This window comes from Mycobacterium sp. (assembly GCF_050700595.1).
Taxonomy (GTDB): Bacteria; Actinomycetota; Actinomycetes; order Mycobacteriales; family Mycobacteriaceae; genus Mycobacterium.
The window spans coordinates 1-14,668 of the sequence record NZ_JBOHHI010000200.1 but is presented as its reverse complement, the minus strand read 5'-3'; the positions used below and the strand labels follow the sequence as shown (position 1 = coordinate 14,668).

The window sequence follows — 14,668 nt, the reverse complement described above, 5'->3', positions numbered from 1 at the left end:
CCCCGGGCGTGCGCCCGGGAACACGCACGCTCGCCATCATTGACCGCCCGCAGGTCTACACCCTGTTCCCCCCGGCGCGGTCCGGTGGAATGCGGATGATCCATCACGACCTACTTTGCGCGTAGCGATCGTGCAGCTTGACCAGTGTGGCCTCGATGCCCGCCGCGTTGGTTTTCATGGCGCGCGTCAACTCGTAGAACTTCAGTTTGAGCGTACCGGCGTGTTGATAGTCGAACGTCTCGGTGACCCGGGTCAGGGTCGGCGAAAGCGACTCGAATTCCCATCGCCAGCGATGACCCTCCGGATGGCGCCACTCAACCAATTCGCTTGGTGTCAAGGCGGTCACGGTGCTGGTGATGCGGTACGGCACGCCGAACATCTTCATATTCGTCGAAAACTTCGACCCGACAGTAAGTTCCGCCGGTGCCTTGATGTTGTCGCGGACCGTTCCCGATCCGTCGAGTTCACGGTGACGCCTGGGATCAGCAGCCATCGCGAACAATTCGGCCGCTGGCGCGGCCACCTCAACCGACCGGCTGACCTGCCGGGCTCCCGCATCGACAACCGTGACAACCATGATGTCTCCCTTCATCCGCCCCCAACGGTGCAACGAAGTCAAGACCAGAATATAGCCCGGCGGGCGCAGAGGACCTCCGGTGGGGAGATGGCCGTGGTGTGGTGGCTTCCAAGGGATGGCTTGAGCGATTTTCGCCGGCCCGTGGTAGTCCGCTTGCAGCTCAGTGCCGCCGCGCCAGGTAGCTCAGCGCGGAGCGTGCAGCGTTGGCGCCGCACATGCCGTGCGCGCCTGGCCCCGGTGGTGTGGCCGCCGAGCAGATGTATATGCCGGGGACGCCGATCCGGTACGGCGAGAGCGTCAGTCGCGGCCCGAACACGAGCTGGCGGATGTCCTTCGACCCGGTCATGATGTCACCACCCACGTAATTGGGGTTGTAAGCGGCCATTTGGGTGGTGGAACGGACCGCCTGCCCGACGATGCGCCCGGAAAAGCCGGGCGCGAACCGCTCGATCTGGGCGATGATCGCCGCGGTGGCGTCCCCGGTGTAGCCGTTGGGGACGTGGGCGTACGTCCAGACCGGATGGATGTTGCCCACCGAGCGTTGCGGGTCGGCCAGGTATTGCTGTCCGACCAATACGAAGGGCCGCGCCGGCATGCGCCCGGCGTGGATACCGCGCTCGGTGGCCGCCAGCTCGCGGTAGGTTCCGGCCAGGTGCACGGTGCCGGCCCGGCGCGCATCCGGATTCGTCCACGGGACCCCGCCGTCGACCGCGAAATCGACCTTGAAGGCGCCCGGGCCGCGCCGGAACCGGGTGAAGGCACGGGCGACCCGCCGGGGCAGTCGTTCGCCCAGGATGGCCCCGACCGCCTCCGGCGCCAAGTCGAACATCGTCACGTCGGCGGCGGGCAGCTGCGACGCCGACCCGATTCGAACTCCGGTTTCGAGTTTGCCGCCCAGGTCGGTCAGCAGCGACGCCATCGCGGTGGTGATCGATCCCGATCCGCCGGCGGCGACCGCCCAGCCGTGCCGGTGTCCGGCAGCACCGATGCCCAGCCCGACCGCCGCGGACAGCGGGTAGTGCAGCGGCCGAAATGCGTGTGCCGCAACACCTCCGAACAGTGCTCGTCCGGCATCGGTGCGGAACAGCCGGGCAACCGTCGAAGCGGGAAACGCGGTGGGCAACCCGAAGCGGGCCAGCATCAGCGGATGATGCGGCAACCGCAGCAGCGGCCGCATGACGTCCTCGGACAGGGCGTCGAACCGTGCCGACGGACGGCCGAACAGCAGCCGCCACGAAGGTCCGTCGCGGCCCAGCCCGGCGGCGGTCTGCTGCACCGAGCGGTGCAGCACCCCGGCAGACCCGTCGTCGAGCGGGTGCACGCAGTCGATCTCCGGCTGCACCCACGACAGGCCGTAGCGCTCCAGGCCGAGGGCGGCCAGAAACGGCGAGCCGACGGCCATCGGGTGGATGGCCGAGCAGTGATCGTGCAGCAGACCGGGCACGATGGCCTCACCGGATCGGGTGCCGCCGCCGATCTCGTCGGCCGCTTCCAGCACCGTGACGTGCACACCGTGCTGGGCGAGGACGATGGCGGCGGCGAGCCCGTTGGGCCCGCCGCCGACCACGGTCGCGATGCTCACGCCAGCGCTTCGCGGCCACTTTCCCGGGCGCCACGGAACCATTCGGGCAACCGGGCCGCGCGCCCGGTCACGGTCAACGGGATCGGCCCGTCGGGCAGCCAGGGTTGCGCATCGGCCGCCTCGGCGACGTTCCACGTGCCGCGCTCGAGTTCCCCGAGCGCCGCGTCGACCAGCCGGTAGTGCTGGATACCGCTGCCGACGGCCTCCGATTCGACGCAGACCACGACGCACTCACCAGGGGCATACCCGACCCGGCTTTGTAGGGCGCGGATCAAGCCCTCGTTGTGCAGGTGTCCCTCGCCGAAGCTGAAGCCGATCGTCGGGCCGCAGTGAAACTCGCCTTCCCGTATCGTGCGGGTCTCGATGTCGGCCAGGCGGGAGATCAGCACCGAGAACTCGCCGCGGCCCTGCGGGTTGAGGGATCGGAAGCCTAACGTCCGCTGCAGGGTGGCCTCATTCCACGGCGGCTCGTAGCCGACCTGGGCGAACTGGTCCACTAGGTTGCGGGTCGGCTTGGTGATCCGGTCGAGTTTCTCCTCGGCGCCGGGCGCGAACGTCCACAGGCTGCAGGCCCAGTTGCCGGCGTATTGGCGAAACGACCACAGAAACGACACCTTGTCCGGCCGGATGTTGCCGAGCACCGGTAAGAACAGCAGAGCGGCTGCTATCACCAGCACCAGCCAGGGCGGAGACATGTCGGTGACGCCGTAGCCGTCCCAGGCCGGAAAGCCCAGGAACAAAAACGCGGCCGCGTAGATGAAGACGACGTTCCATTCCAGCGGCACCGCCAGCGGGAAAACGGAGATGATAAACACGTGCAGCGCCCACACCAACCCGACCGCCGCCACGGTGAGGGTCATGTTGGTGGAGAACAACAGGATCAGCGGGGAGGCGAACTCCAAGACGGTACCGAGGACATGGGCCATGAAATGGGACACCCCTGAGGGGTGCAGATCCCGTGGGTAGTCACGGTACGCCGCACGACGCATTCGTTTGGGTGTCCACGGGGCGTTGCTCACCATCGGTGCCACCACATTGGAGAAATGTTTGCCGATCTTGGAGAAGGCCGCACCCGTCCACGACGCCACGATCAGCAGCTTGAGCGCGATGATCATGTTGGTGAACGGCAGCACGGTGAAGAAAATCAGCGCCGCCAGGTATTGGTCGCTGCGCGCGGCCAAAAACGAGATCTTGTCCCGCAGGCCCAGCAGGAGCAGCAGGCCGACCGCCACGGCGACCAGCGCCGGATTGACTAGCCCGGAGGTGTTTCCCGGTAGCCGCTCGGATAGCGACGCACTGGGCACACCGGGCAGCATCAGCGGCACCGCCAGGCTGACCAGGACCGCCACGTAGAGACCGACGTCACCTCGGGTACGGCGATCCCCGCTGGTTCCCGGTAGCCACGGCCAGGGCGGTTGTCTGATCGTGTCCGGCTTCGTCCAGAACCGCACGCCACCGGTCATCGGCTTCACCCTGCCCATCAGCGGGCCCCACGTGCCGGCGATGCCCAGGATCTCGCACAGCACGATCCACAGGATCACCTTCTGGTAGACGATCGGCTGGTTCCACCACTCGCTCACCCGCCAGAATGGCGCTACCCCGGGTGAGGTCGCGGTCGCGATGATCGCGCCAACCAGCGCGAAGAACAAGAATGTCTTCGCAATGTAGATGCAGTGCACCATCTTCGGTGTCCCGAACCCTTCTTCCACCCAATCGGTCGCGTAGAACCGGAGCCGTTCCAGCAGCGGTCTCCGCAGTAGCTCGTCCGGATCGACATCGGGCAGGTAGGGCTTCACGAATCCCATGGGAGTTACTCCTTATTCTTGGCGGGTTGGTTAAGGGCTGACTGCGCCGGCGTGAGTCAGCGATTTTCGCAGCGAGGGTTTGTCGATCTTGCCGACAGGGTTCTTAGGTAGCTCTTGAAGAATGGTGATCGTGGCGGGCAGCTTGTATTTCGACAGGTTGCGCTGAGCGTGTTCGGCGATCTCATCGCCGGTCAGCGTTGCGTGTGAGTTGAGTGCCACGAACAGCACTGGCTCTTCGCCGTACTTCTCGCTGGGGCGGCCGACGACTGCCGCCTCGGCGATCTGCGGCAGCTGGTAGATGACAGTTTCGATCTCCTTGGGGTAGATGTTCTCCCCGCCGCGGATGATCATGTCCTTGGCGCGGTCGACCAGCACCAGGTAGCCGTCCTCATCGAGGCGGCCGATGTCCCCGGTGTGCAGCCACCCGTCGACCAGCGTCTTGGCCGTCTCCTCGGGCCGGTTGAGATAACCGCGCATCACATTGGGTCCACCGATGAGCACCTCCCCGGTCTTCCCGTCGGGAACCGGCTCACCGTTAGCGTCGGCGATGCGTACCGTCTGGCCGGGCAGCGGTAGTCCGACGGTGCCGGGCTTGCGTACGCCGTCGAGTGGGTTGAGCGTGCTCGCGCAGGTTCCTTCGGACAACCCGTAGCCCTCAAGGAGTGGGATGCCGTAGCGGTCGTAGAACTTGTCCAGCAGTTCGATGCTGGCCGGCGCCGCACCGCAGATCCCGAAACGCACCGACGAGGTGTCGGGCTGCACCTGCGGCGGCAGGTCGGCAAGCATGGTGTAGATGGTGGGAACGGCCGAGAAATAGGTGGCCCGGCTGCGTTCGAGCCGGTCGAAGAACGTCTTCGGGCTGAACCGGCCCGCGATGGTGACCCGGCCGCCGGCCAGCAGCGGCGACAGCGTGCCCACCACGATCCCATTGGCGTGGAACAGCGGCAGGATCAGCAGGCTGTGGTCGACACTGGTCAACTTCACCGCATCGATCGCCATGCGGCAGTTGGCGTTCAGGTTGGCGTGATCGAGCATCACGCCCTTGGGGCGGCCGGTGGTCCCGCTGGTGTAGATCAGCAGCGCCAGCGCCTCGTCGGACGCTTCCGTCGGCGCGTCGGCCATCACCGGATGTGTGGCCAGATCACAGGTGGTCAACACGGTGGGCGCCGAAACCTCGAAGTCGGGCACCGTATCGACGACTAACACCTTCGCGGCGGCGTCGGAGACCTGGTAGGCCACCTCCGCGGGGACCAGAGCCGGGTTGACCGGGGTCACCGCCGCGCCCAGATGCCATGCGGCGAAAAGCGTTACCACCAGGGCACTGGTGTTGGGCAGCAGCACCGCGACCACGTCACCGGGGCAAACGCCGTGCGTTTGCAGTGCGGCCGCAGCCCGCCGGACGGCCGCGGCGAACTGCTCGTTGTCGAACTCGACGTCGTCGTCGGCCAGGCACGGCCCCTGCGGATCCTGAGTGGCGCGGCAGTCGGGCAATTGAGGTAACGGCGAAAGGGTCATCTGCGGTCCTGAATCGACGGTCTGGGAGCGAGGCTTCAACCATAGGAATCCGGTGCCGACCTGCGCATGGTCGCCGGTCGACCAAATTCACCGCGGCGGTTGTTGACGACAAACAAACCCCCTGGTCACAACATGCGGGTTATCGTCGGGGCATGGCGGTGGGAAGCCAACACGCCGGTTCGGTCGTCAGCGTGGACGCGGTCGCGGTCATCGCTCGGCTCAGCGACCGGCTGACCGATGTCACGCAAACCATCTACGAGAAGTTGAGCACCGAGATATCCGAGCTGCGCAGCGACGCGCAGCTGCTCGAACTGATGCGCTCCAGCGTCGAAGGCAACGTCGCCACCATCTTTCACGCGCTGCAACACGAAATCCCGCTGGACCGGGTCCAGCCGCCGACCGCGGCGTTGGAGTATGCGCGGCGACTGGCGCAACACGGTGTCGCCGCCAACGCGCTGGTGCGCGCCTACCGCCTCGGCCAACAAGCGCTACTGGATCTGATCCTGCTCGACATCCGTGAGTCCGCCCTGCCACCCGGCGCCGGCTTCGACGTGTTCGCGGAACTGACGAAGATCGTCTCCGGCTACATCGACTGGATCTCTCAACAAGTTGTCGCCGCCTACGAGGCCGAACGGGACCGCTGGCTGGAAAACCGCAACCACCTGCGCGCGGTGCGGGTCCGCGAAATGCTCGACGCCACCGACGTCGACATAGACTCGGCGACTGCCGCACTCGGATATCCGCTGCGGCGCACGCATCTCGCGCTGGTCTTGTGGTTTCCCGACGATGAGGACTCCGGCAGCGAATTGGCCCGGCTGGAGCGGACCGTCTCCGACCTTGCCGAATCGATGAACACCCAAGGCGCAGCATTGTTCGTCGCGGTGGACCGGGTCAGCGGATGGGCGTGGATTCCGCTGGGGCCCAACGGTATCGAAATGGCCCGCGAAGGAGCTTTGGCGGCCGACATCCGCCGGGTAATTGCCGACCACCCAGAGGCGCCGTATCTATCCGTCGGCACCCCCCTGCCGGGTATCGCCGGTTTTCGACGATCACATCGCCAGGCGCTGAGTGCCCGCCGCGTCGCCATCGCCGCGGGAGCGCCGGTGCGACACGTCACCGCGGCGACCGACCCTGGGCTCTCAGCAGCGGCGCTGCTGTGCGACAACGTGGCCGAGGCACGGGCGTGGGTGCATGAGACGCTCGGCGCGTTGGCCGCCGACACGGACAACGATGCGCGGCTGCGCGAAACGCTGCGAACCTTCCTGCGCCACGGCAACTACAAGACAGCGGCCGAGGAACTGAATCTGCACTTCAACTCGGTGAAGTACCGGGTGTTGCGGGCGAACGAGCGCCGTGGCCGGCCGGTCACCGATGACCGTCTCGACGTCGAACTCGCACTGCTGATCTGCCATTGGCTCGGTGCCGCCGTATTCCAGCCGGACCACCAGTAAAACCATCTGCCGGCCATCTCATGGTGCAAAGCGTTAGGACGACTAAGCCAAGAAGTCGCGCAATGCCATGACGGTCTCCGAGGGAGCCTCCTCGGGTAAAAAGTGCCCGCAGTCGACCGCCTGCCCACGGATGTCGTCGGCGTACTCACGCCATACCTCTAACACGTCATACGCCGCACCGACGTACCCGCGGGCTGCCCACAGGACAAGAAGCGGACAGAGCATACGGTGACCCGCGGCGATGTCCGCGTTGTCGTGGTCCAGGTCGATGGAGGCGGCCGCCCGGTAGTCCTCGCAGCTGGCCCGGATCGTCTCGGGATCGGAGAAGCAACGGACGTACTGGGTCATCGCCTCCTCGTTAAACGCAGCGTCGGGCCCGGACCACTGCTCGAGCTTGCGGCGCAGGAAGTACTCGGGAGCGCCCCCGATGAGAACCTCGGGCAGGTCGGATGGCTCCGCGAGGAAGAACCAGTGGTCGTAGATGGTCGCCAGGGCGCGGTCGACATTTGCGAAGACATGCCGGGTCGGAACGATGTCGAGCACCGCGGCTCGCTCAACGCGGTCGGGATGGTCGAGGCAGAGCCGGTGGGCCACTCGTGCGCCGCGGTCGTGGCCCACAAGGGTGAACCGCTCATGGCCCAATGCGGTCATCAGTCCAGCCATGTCGGCGGCCATCGCACGCTTGGCATACGACGCATGGTCGGCGACCGACGCCGGCTTGCCCGAGTCGCCGTATCCGCGCAGGTCGGCGGCGACCACCGTGTGCAGATCGGCCAGCGCGGGCGCCACCTGGTACCACATCACGTGGGTTTGCGGGTAGCCGTGCAGCAGCAGGACCGGCGGCCCCTCGCCGCCGACACGGGCGTGGATGCGCACGCCGTCGATGTCGACGTCGACGGTGTCGAAGCCCGCGAACATGGCAACTGTCTACCGCACCAAGCCGCGTCCATATCACCGGGTGCCCAGTTGACTAACGCTAATGGTACGGTGTTAGTAACCGTTAGTCCGGAGGTCGTTATGCGCGATGAACTGGATCAGCTGCTGCGTGAGCATTACGACGTAAGCCGCGATGACGTTGTGGCTGCGCTCAAAACGTTGCCGATCCTGCGGCCCTGGGCTGCCCAGCTGACCGCTGCGGAAGCCCAGCTGCTCGACGAGGTGGGGTTCAGCGAGGACCCGCGAGCCTATGCCAAGGCCGCAGTTGACACTGCAGCCCACCTCGGGCGGCTGATCAACACGGCGTTCACTACCAACGAGGTGGCCGAAGGCCTGGGCATCTCATCTTCAAGGGTGCGTCAGCGGCGATTGGACCGAGGCCTCTGGGCCATCCAGGAGGGCGCCACTTGGCTTTTTCCATTGACACAGTTCGAACGTGACGCAAACGGTGACCCGACAAAGCAGATTCGAGGATTAGACCGGGTGTTCCAAGCGTTGCCGGCCGACTTGCATCCAGTGGCCGTCGACGGATTCCTTCACGCACCGCACCCCGATCTGCAAGTGGACGGCAACACGATGTCGCCCCTGGATTGGCTGCGCAGCGGGGGTGACATTGCTGCGGTAGTCGCGGTCGCTGAAACCACCGACTGGTACGGCAGGTGACTGCCCGTACGCGCCTACCTGATCCGCCCTCCAAGGACAAACTCTGTGGGATCGGGATCCGTGACAACGAGTACCACACGATCAGTACCGATGAGCTGTGGTGGCGAGTGCATCGCACCGATGGTCCTAACGTCCTGGCATGGAACGCATTTCGGCGCTTCGGGCCGGTGTTGCGGTTTGATCCGCACCCGCTGCCGCGGCGCGTCCACCCTGATCGCGGGATTTGGTACGGAGCCTGGACCCCGGATGCCGCGCTAGCCGAGACGTTTCAGGCCGACCGGACGATAGATCGCTTTCGCGACGCACCGTATTTGACCGGTCTAGGTTTCACGCGGGAACTTCACTTGCTCGATGTTGCCGCCGACAGCACCGGGGCATGGGCGACCAGGGCAGGCGGCACTTTCGCCATGTCAACTGCCCCGCACTCGATCACCCAGCGCTGGGCTAAGCGCATTGTCGATGCATTTCCCGACCTCGACGGTCTGCGACACAACAGCCGCTTCGCCGGGACAGCTTGCATAGCGCTGTTCCTGCCAGCAGCCACAGCGATGCCGGGCCAACCCATTTTTTCCGAACCCCTCAACCATCCGGGGTTGGCACGACGCATCGCCGGCGGCGCTCAGCGGCTCGGCTACGACGTGATCTGAAGACTTGGCTGCAGCGACCGAAGAAGCTCCCAAGAGACACAGTCCGGCAGCACCACGCCGCTACCCCACTGCTTACGACACAACCGAATACGACGGGTTCGAATATCAGCTTTGCCGGCACGCGGCGGCACCACCCTGCACTGGGGTCCGGAACACGGTGCGCGCCTGCTCGTTCCGGTGATCCGCTGAACACCCAAGTTGCGGCCTTCGAACGGCCAGATCGCGCATGCTCTGTCATCCATCAAACCTCACGCGGTGAACTGGCCGGCTAGGCGGCCCGCCCGCCGTAGTGCTCGGCCGAGGGGAATTGCGATCAGTCCACGAACCGGTACTCGACGTCGAGCGAGCGGTAGGTGCGCTCAGCCCGAGGGTCACGGGTGAGCAGGGTGCGGTGATTGGTGACAGCAGCCTGAGCGACGAGGGCGTCATAGACCGATCCACCGACGATGTCCAAGCCGGCAAGGCGCGCGCGAAGGTCGCGGGTTCCGGGTGCGTCGAGCCAACATTCTTCCGGGAAAGCCGCAGCCAGTACCGAGGCTGCCTGGCCCGCACTCAAGCGCAGCGGAAGTGGTAGCCGGGTCAGCACCGAATACGTCTCGAACGCGGCGTGCCCGGCGAGCGCGGGACGAAATTCAACCAGGGCCCGGCGGCAGGCCGGGTGCGCTTCGTGGGTCGGATCGAGTGCTGCGACGGCAATGCTGGTGTCGCACGCCCATAGGTCACCGTTGGGCGTCATCGCGAAGCCGGCGCACGTCGTGGTCCGTCAGCACGGCACCCTCGACGTTGCCGAGTATCGGTAGCCCGTCGCTGGTATCGATCGAGCGTTGGCGCCGTCGAACAGGCTCGATCCGCAGACCCGATCCGTCTGGAATCAGTTCGAGCTGCGTGTCGGGTGTGATCCCTAGCGCGACGCGCAGCGCTTTGGGGATAACAACCCGTCCCACCTGGTCTACCGTCACATACATTGGCAGTACTTTACCACAGCGTTGCCATAATGGCAGTAAATTACCAACGCTCTATGCGTTGTCCAGCTTCAGCCCCGTCAGTCGGACGACCCATCGTGACCTACTTTGCGGCGTAGCGGTCGCGCAGCTGGGCCAGGGTTGCCTCGATACCCTTCTTGTTGGCTTTGATGGACCCTGTCAGCTCGTAGAACTTCCGTCGCAGCAGACCGGCGTCGTGATAGTCGAACGTCTCGGTGACCCGGGTCAGTGTCGGTGAGAGCGACTCGAATTCCCATCGCCAGCGGTGGCCCTCCGGGTGGCGCCACTCAACCAATTCATTCGGCTGGAGCGCGGTCACTCGGGTGGTGATGCGGTATGGCACGCCGTACATCTTCATATGCGTCGAAAACTTCGACCCGACAGTAAGTTCCGCCGGCGCCTTGACGTTGTCGCGAACCGTGGCCTGATCCGTCCACCGATCGGCTGACCCGACCGGGTCCCGCGTCGACCACAATGACAGTCATGGTGTCTCCCTTCGCGCGGCCCCACAGCGCGACCAGATCGAGACTACGCTTCGGTCGATTAGCGGAACGGAACAATCTGTCCGAAGCGATGCGTTGCCGGAACTGATCACCCTCGCGCAGCGGAGCACCTCGAAGACGCGTCCGAGGTCTAATCAGGGCGTGGACGTCGTTGGCACACAAGCTCATCGGATGAAAACGGAGACTTCCTCGTGCGGCTCCTCACTCCGGTGACCCACCGCTAACGTAGCCGCCCAGGAACGCCGCGACCGCCGCCGCCTCGCGGCGGCCCTGAGCGCGACCGGCCAGCGCTGACGCGGTCCGGCAGCGTGGATCCAGCGGGTTGGACCCGAATGCGGCCAGCGACCCGTCGTCGGCGAACACGCCCAGCGCCGCGCTATCGAACGCGCCGATCTCGGCGGCGGGTCCGGCACCGAACGACGACGGCGCCGATACGCCCGCGGGCACCAACACCACCGCGACGTCGCAATCATCAGCAGCCTCCAGGTTGATCGTGCTGCCGATCCCGCCGTCCATGTACCGCCGGTCCCCGATCGTCACCGGCGGCCATGCTCCCGGCACCGCGCAACTGGCCGCCACCGCGTCGACCAGGTGCACACCCGAACCACGGTCGAGCACAACGAGTTCACCGGTGGTGATATCGATGGTGGTGATGCGCAGCTCCCGGTCGGGCCAGCCATGCGACGGCAGCCGCTGGGCGATCACCTCTCGGCGGACCGGCTCGGGCACGGTCTCGGCAACCAGGGCCGCCGCGCCGATGAGTTGGCGTTTGCGCGCGACATCCGGTTCGGCCATCGCCGCCAGAAACAGGTCGGTGATGTCGTCGACGCCGACACCCGGATCCAACTCGGCGGAGGCCCCCGCGACTTGCCGGGCGAACAGCTCATCGATCGACAATCCGCTGCTGATCTGCGCCGCAACCGCCGAGCCGGCCGATGTCCCCACCAGCACGTCGGAAGCCAGCAGCGCGTCCGCCACGGCACCCGATTCATCGGCGATACCACGCAAAACCCCTGTCTCCCAGGCGATTCCTGCCACTCCCCCGCCGGCCAGCACCAGCGCACGTCTGGCCGTCACGTGTGTTGGGCGGCCTGCACCGCCGAGCTCAAGTCCGCCCGGTGCAGCTGGTGTCGCGGTGGATCCGGCAGCACCACGTCACGGCTGATCTGCAGATCGGCGTTGACGTGGACCAGCTCGCCGGGGGCGATCAGCTGCCAGCGGGGGTCGTCGTCCATCGGCTCGCTGGCGAACACCACCGACGGCCGGGACCCCAGCTGATCCGAGTGGGTCCGAATCCGGTTGGTGCGCAGATGGAATCGGGAGCCGGGCAGAATTTTGCGGCGGTCCAGCAGGTAGAGCTCGTGCGGCTCCGGGTAGCGCAGCGCCCACATATCGGTGGCGGTGCTCAGTAGCACGTTGATCGCGTAGATCGGCAGGTTGGCAGCCAGCCAGCCCATGGCGTCGAGCAACCCCGCTGCCACGTTGCCGCCGCGTGCCCGGACCGAGGCGGTGATCAACGCGAACACCCGCTCGGAATCAGTCTGTCCCAGCACAAGATCCGCTGTACCGAGCGCGGCCAACCGCTCGTCGAGCACATCCAGACCCTCCACCACCCCGTTGTGCGCGAAGATCCGGTCGTCCTGCAGAAACGGGTGGGTGTTGACCAGGTCGTGCGACCCGGTGGTCGCGTAGCGGACATGCCCGATGAACGTGGTGCCGGTCATGTCCTGCGCTTCGGTGGCGAAGTCGGCGTCACGCCACGCGGCGATCGGTTGCTTCCGCAGCTGCGGTCGGCCGGCACCGTCGAAAACTCCCACCCCGGTGCCGTCCGGATTCCGTCTGCTTTGCGCGGCCAGGTTGTCAGGGGCGTCGAGCAGCCAGAACGTGGCGGTGACGAGATTGGTTCCGGCGTGCAGCCCAAACAGTCGGCACATCGCCTCAACCCACCAGCTGCCTCGACAGCTCCTCCAGCGACCGGCGCGCATAGCCCCGCCACAGCCGGCCCAGCACCGGCAACACCGGCGCGGTCAGCGCGGACCGGGGATGGATGGTCCATCGCCAGGTGACGGTGCTTCCGGTGCCGGCCGGGGCGAAGCTCCATTGCCCCTCGACCCGGCTGACCAGCGGCGCCAGCGGGCCGGCGATCTCGGTCAGCGTGTAACTGAACGAGTCTGGCGGCTGCACCGCGGTCAGCTGCTCGCGCATGCTGTCCCCGCCGACCAACATCACGGTCCCGCTCTGGCCGACGGTGCCCCACTCGCCGTCCTGGTCGCGGACCGCTTTGATCGGCGGAATCGGCCCGTACCGGTGACGAAACAGCGTGGGCAGCGGCAGCGGCAGGGTGCGGCTGAACGTGTCCCCGGCAGCGACGGGGACCGTCCGCGATTGCTCGACGGTCAGCGGCCTCGCCATCAGCGCGCCAGCCCGGGTGCGGCCCGCCCGGTGATCAGCGGCAGATCGAAGAAGCTCTGGATGCCGGCCGGCGCCGCGCACGTCGCCGGGATCGCGTTGACGCAGTGCGCGGCGGTAGCGACAACACCGGGGTTGCTTTTCAGGCCGGCTTCGACGCTCTCGGGCTGCCAGCCCTTGACCGTGACGAAGGCGTCCGGGTTTCCACGTAGCTCGATTTCGTAGCGTGTCCCTGCGGGACCGAAAGACCAAGGCGGGTCCAGGTCTTCCTCGCCCATCAGCCAGTTCACCGTGACCCGGACTACCACCGTGTCAGCGACCAGCGCTTCCCAGTGGAAGCGGCGCCCGGCGACCTGGCCCGGCTCGATCACCCCGATCGGCGAGTCGATCGGCGCGGTCGCGACGGCCACCTCTTGTGATGTGTGGATCTCGGGGTCGGCGGCGAAGCCCAACCGGTCGACACACAATCGCACCGACTGGATGAAGCCGCTGTTGAGCGTTTTCTGCATCGGCCCGGTCAACGCGATATCGGGTGTGCCGCCAAAGCCCATCACATGGCGCAACACATCCGGAGCGTCGTAGGTACGAAGATCCGAAAATTCTTCGCAGCGAACGAAAGTCACACCGGTGGACATCACCGACAGCAACAACGGGAACAGTTCGCTAACGGCGCCCGGCGCGATGCCGACGCCATGCAGCGTCGCATTGCCGGCCTGCGCGGCCACCTCCAGCGGGGCAGCCGACCGTTCGCTGGGGTAGACCCAGCCAACCGGGGTGACAACGTTTTTGCCGGATCGCAGCAGCGCGGCGACCTCCTCCACGTTGCCCACCAACGGCGCGTAAATCACCGCATCGGCGTCCAGCCCGAGCACGTCGTCGATGTTGTTGGTCGCGGTCACTCCAAGCGGCGCTGTGCCGATGATCTCGCCGACGTCCTTGCCGCTCTTGGCTTCCGAATGCACCCAGCAGCCGACGAGTTCGAGCTCAGGATGCTCGAGCACACCCTTGATGGTCGCGACCCCGACCGACCCGGTCGCCCATTGCACTACCCGTAGAGCCATGTCACCCTTTCCCGCGAGCTCCTAGTCGCGCACCTCGGTCACCTGATAGGCGTCCTCGGCGTACCGGGCCCGGACGGTCTTTTTGTCGTACTTGCCGACGCTGGTGCGCGGGATTTCCTCGACAAACGTCCAGCGTTCGGGCAACCACCACCGAACGACCTTGTCCGCGAGGTAGTTTCGCAGCTCATGAGCGTCGGGTGACGTTCCCTCCGTGGCGACGACGACAGCCAGCGGCCGCTCCTGCCAACGCTCGTCGGGAACCCCGACCACCGCGGCCTCGATCACATCCGGGTGCGCGATCAACCAGTTCTCCAGTTCGACCGACGAGATCCATTCCCCGCCGGACTTGATCACGTCCTTGGCGCGGTCGGTCAACGTGATGAAGCCGCGCTCGTCGATGCGGCCCACCTCTCCGGTGCGCAGCCAACCGGATTCGAACTTGGACTCGTCGGCGCCGCCGTAATAAGAGCCGGTGATCCACGGGCCACGGACTTCCAGTTCGCCCACGGCCGCGCCGTCGTTGGGCAAGACGTTGT

Annotated in this window: 15 protein-coding genes and 1 pseudogene; 3 read left to right on the top strand and 13 right to left on the bottom strand. The window is 66.1% G+C overall.

Annotated features, from left to right (window positions below; translation table 11 throughout):
• Positions 1 to 103 precede the first annotated feature (103 nt).
• The 4 genes from ACRDTL_RS18705 to ACRDTL_RS18690 all read right to left on the bottom strand — a co-directional run bounded on the left by ACRDTL_RS18705 (position 104) and on the right by ACRDTL_RS18690 (position 5,479).
• Positions 104 to 577: an SRPBCC family protein gene (locus ACRDTL_RS18705; RefSeq protein WP_431508189.1), complete on the bottom strand. Its 474-nt coding sequence runs from the start codon at positions 575 to 577 to the stop codon at positions 104 to 106.
• Between the two features lie 160 nt (positions 578 to 737).
• Entirely contained in the window at positions 738 to 2,159 is a 1,422-nt protein-coding gene (locus ACRDTL_RS18700) for a phytoene desaturase family protein (protein WP_431508188.1), read from the bottom strand.
• Positions 2,156 to 3,964, bottom strand: coding sequence for a DUF3556 domain-containing protein (locus ACRDTL_RS18695; RefSeq protein ID WP_431508187.1), 1,809 nt, complete (start codon positions 3,962 to 3,964; stop codon positions 2,156 to 2,158). The genes ACRDTL_RS18700 and ACRDTL_RS18695 overlap by 4 nt, the downstream gene beginning before the upstream one ends.
• A 30-nt stretch (positions 3,965 to 3,994) precedes the next feature.
• A complete protein-coding gene (locus ACRDTL_RS18690; protein ID WP_431508186.1) occupies positions 3,995 to 5,479 on the bottom strand; it encodes a class I adenylate-forming enzyme family protein in 1,485 nt (494 codons plus the stop codon).
• A 152-nt stretch (positions 5,480 to 5,631) separates the two neighbouring features.
• On the opposite strand from ACRDTL_RS18690, the gene ACRDTL_RS18685 reads away from it, so the two are divergent.
• A complete protein-coding gene (locus ACRDTL_RS18685; protein WP_431508185.1) occupies positions 5,632 to 6,930 on the top strand; it encodes a PucR family transcriptional regulator in 1,299 nt (432 codons plus the stop codon).
• A gap of 42 nt (positions 6,931 to 6,972) precedes the next feature.
• Here ACRDTL_RS18685 and ACRDTL_RS18680 read toward each other — a convergent pair whose 3' ends face one another.
• Entirely contained in the window at positions 6,973 to 7,848 is an 876-nt protein-coding gene (locus ACRDTL_RS18680) for an alpha/beta fold hydrolase (RefSeq protein ID WP_431508184.1), read from the bottom strand.
• A gap of 99 nt (positions 7,849 to 7,947) precedes the next feature.
• On the opposite strand from ACRDTL_RS18680, the gene ACRDTL_RS18675 reads away from it, so the two are divergent.
• Positions 7,948 to 8,529: a hypothetical protein gene (locus ACRDTL_RS18675; RefSeq protein WP_431508183.1), complete on the top strand. Its 582-nt coding sequence runs from the start codon at positions 7,948 to 7,950 to the stop codon at positions 8,527 to 8,529.
• Complete coding sequence (locus ACRDTL_RS18670; RefSeq protein WP_431508190.1) at positions 8,514 to 9,176, top strand: RES family NAD+ phosphorylase; 663 nt, start codon at positions 8,514 to 8,516, stop codon at positions 9,174 to 9,176. Before ACRDTL_RS18675 ends, ACRDTL_RS18670 begins: the two co-directional genes overlap by 16 nt.
• A gap of 313 nt (positions 9,177 to 9,489) precedes the next feature.
• Here the strand turns inward: ACRDTL_RS18670 and ACRDTL_RS18665 are convergent, their stop codons facing one another.
• The 8 genes and pseudogenes from ACRDTL_RS18665 to ACRDTL_RS18630 form a co-directional block, all read right to left on the bottom strand.
• A complete protein-coding gene (locus ACRDTL_RS18665) occupies positions 9,490 to 9,912 on the bottom strand; it encodes a type II toxin-antitoxin system VapC family toxin (RefSeq protein ID WP_431508182.1) in 423 nt (140 codons plus the stop codon).
• On the bottom strand, positions 9,896 to 10,141 hold the full coding sequence (locus ACRDTL_RS18660; RefSeq protein ID WP_431508181.1) for an AbrB/MazE/SpoVT family DNA-binding domain-containing protein: 246 nt from the start codon (positions 10,139 to 10,141) through the stop codon (positions 9,896 to 9,898). Before ACRDTL_RS18660 ends, ACRDTL_RS18665 begins: the two co-directional genes overlap by 17 nt.
• Before the next feature lie 100 nt (positions 10,142 to 10,241).
• A pseudogene (locus ACRDTL_RS18655) lies at positions 10,242 to 10,644 on the bottom strand (dimethyladenosine transferase).
• A gap of 219 nt (positions 10,645 to 10,863) precedes the next feature.
• Positions 10,864 to 11,739 (bottom strand): patatin-like phospholipase family protein, encoded by an 876-nt coding sequence (locus tag ACRDTL_RS18650; protein WP_431508180.1) that lies wholly within the window; start codon positions 11,737 to 11,739, stop codon positions 10,864 to 10,866.
• Positions 11,736 to 12,596, bottom strand: coding sequence for a class II glutamine amidotransferase (locus tag ACRDTL_RS18645; RefSeq protein ID WP_431508179.1), 861 nt, complete (start codon positions 12,594 to 12,596; stop codon positions 11,736 to 11,738). Before ACRDTL_RS18645 ends, ACRDTL_RS18650 begins: the two co-directional genes overlap by 4 nt.
• Before the next feature lie 4 nt (positions 12,597 to 12,600).
• Positions 12,601 to 13,074 carry an SRPBCC family protein gene (locus ACRDTL_RS18640; protein ID WP_431508178.1) on the bottom strand — a complete coding sequence of 158 codons (474 nt, stop codon included), beginning with the start codon at positions 13,072 to 13,074 and terminating at the stop codon, positions 12,601 to 12,603.
• On the bottom strand, positions 13,074 to 14,132 hold the full coding sequence (locus ACRDTL_RS18635) for an NAD(P)H-dependent amine dehydrogenase family protein (protein ID WP_431508177.1): 1,059 nt from the start codon (positions 14,130 to 14,132) through the stop codon (positions 13,074 to 13,076). Before ACRDTL_RS18635 ends, ACRDTL_RS18640 begins: the two co-directional genes overlap by 1 nt.
• 21 nt (positions 14,133 to 14,153) lie before the next feature.
• Positions 14,154 to 14,668 (bottom strand): AMP-binding enzyme (locus tag ACRDTL_RS18630; RefSeq protein ID WP_431508176.1); only part of this gene is annotated, 515 nt, incomplete at its 5' end.

What these genes read in the sequence shown, in the direction of transcription:
- ACRDTL_RS18705 (WP_431508189.1), bottom strand. Translation starts at nt 577, where the DNA reads ATGGTTGTCACGGTTGTCGATGCGGGAGCCCGGCAGGTCAGCCGGTCG.
- ACRDTL_RS18695 (WP_431508187.1), bottom strand. Translation starts at nt 3,964, where the DNA reads ATGGGATTCGTGAAGCCCTACCTGCCCGATGTCGATCCGGACGAGCTA.
- ACRDTL_RS18690 (WP_431508186.1), bottom strand. Translation starts at nt 5,479, where the DNA reads ATGACCCTTTCGCCGTTACCTCAATTGCCCGACTGCCGCGCCACTCAG.
- ACRDTL_RS18685 (WP_431508185.1), top strand. Translation starts at nt 5,632, where the DNA reads ATGGCGGTGGGAAGCCAACACGCCGGTTCGGTCGTCAGCGTGGACGCG.
- ACRDTL_RS18680 (WP_431508184.1), bottom strand. Translation starts at nt 7,848, where the DNA reads ATGTTCGCGGGCTTCGACACCGTCGACGTCGACATCGACGGCGTGCGC.
- ACRDTL_RS18675 (WP_431508183.1), top strand. Translation starts at nt 7,948, where the DNA reads ATGCGCGATGAACTGGATCAGCTGCTGCGTGAGCATTACGACGTAAGC.
- ACRDTL_RS18665 (WP_431508182.1), bottom strand. Translation starts at nt 9,912, where the DNA reads ATGACGCCCAACGGTGACCTATGGGCGTGCGACACCAGCATTGCCGTC.
- ACRDTL_RS18660 (WP_431508181.1), bottom strand. Translation starts at nt 10,141, where the DNA reads ATGTATGTGACGGTAGACCAGGTGGGACGGGTTGTTATCCCCAAAGCG.
- ACRDTL_RS18645 (WP_431508179.1), bottom strand. Translation starts at nt 12,596, where the DNA reads ATGTGCCGACTGTTTGGGCTGCACGCCGGAACCAATCTCGTCACCGCC.
- ACRDTL_RS18640 (WP_431508178.1), bottom strand. Translation starts at nt 13,074, where the DNA reads ATGGCGAGGCCGCTGACCGTCGAGCAATCGCGGACGGTCCCCGTCGCT.
- ACRDTL_RS18635 (WP_431508177.1), bottom strand. Translation starts at nt 14,132, where the DNA reads ATGGCTCTACGGGTAGTGCAATGGGCGACCGGGTCGGTCGGGGTCGCG.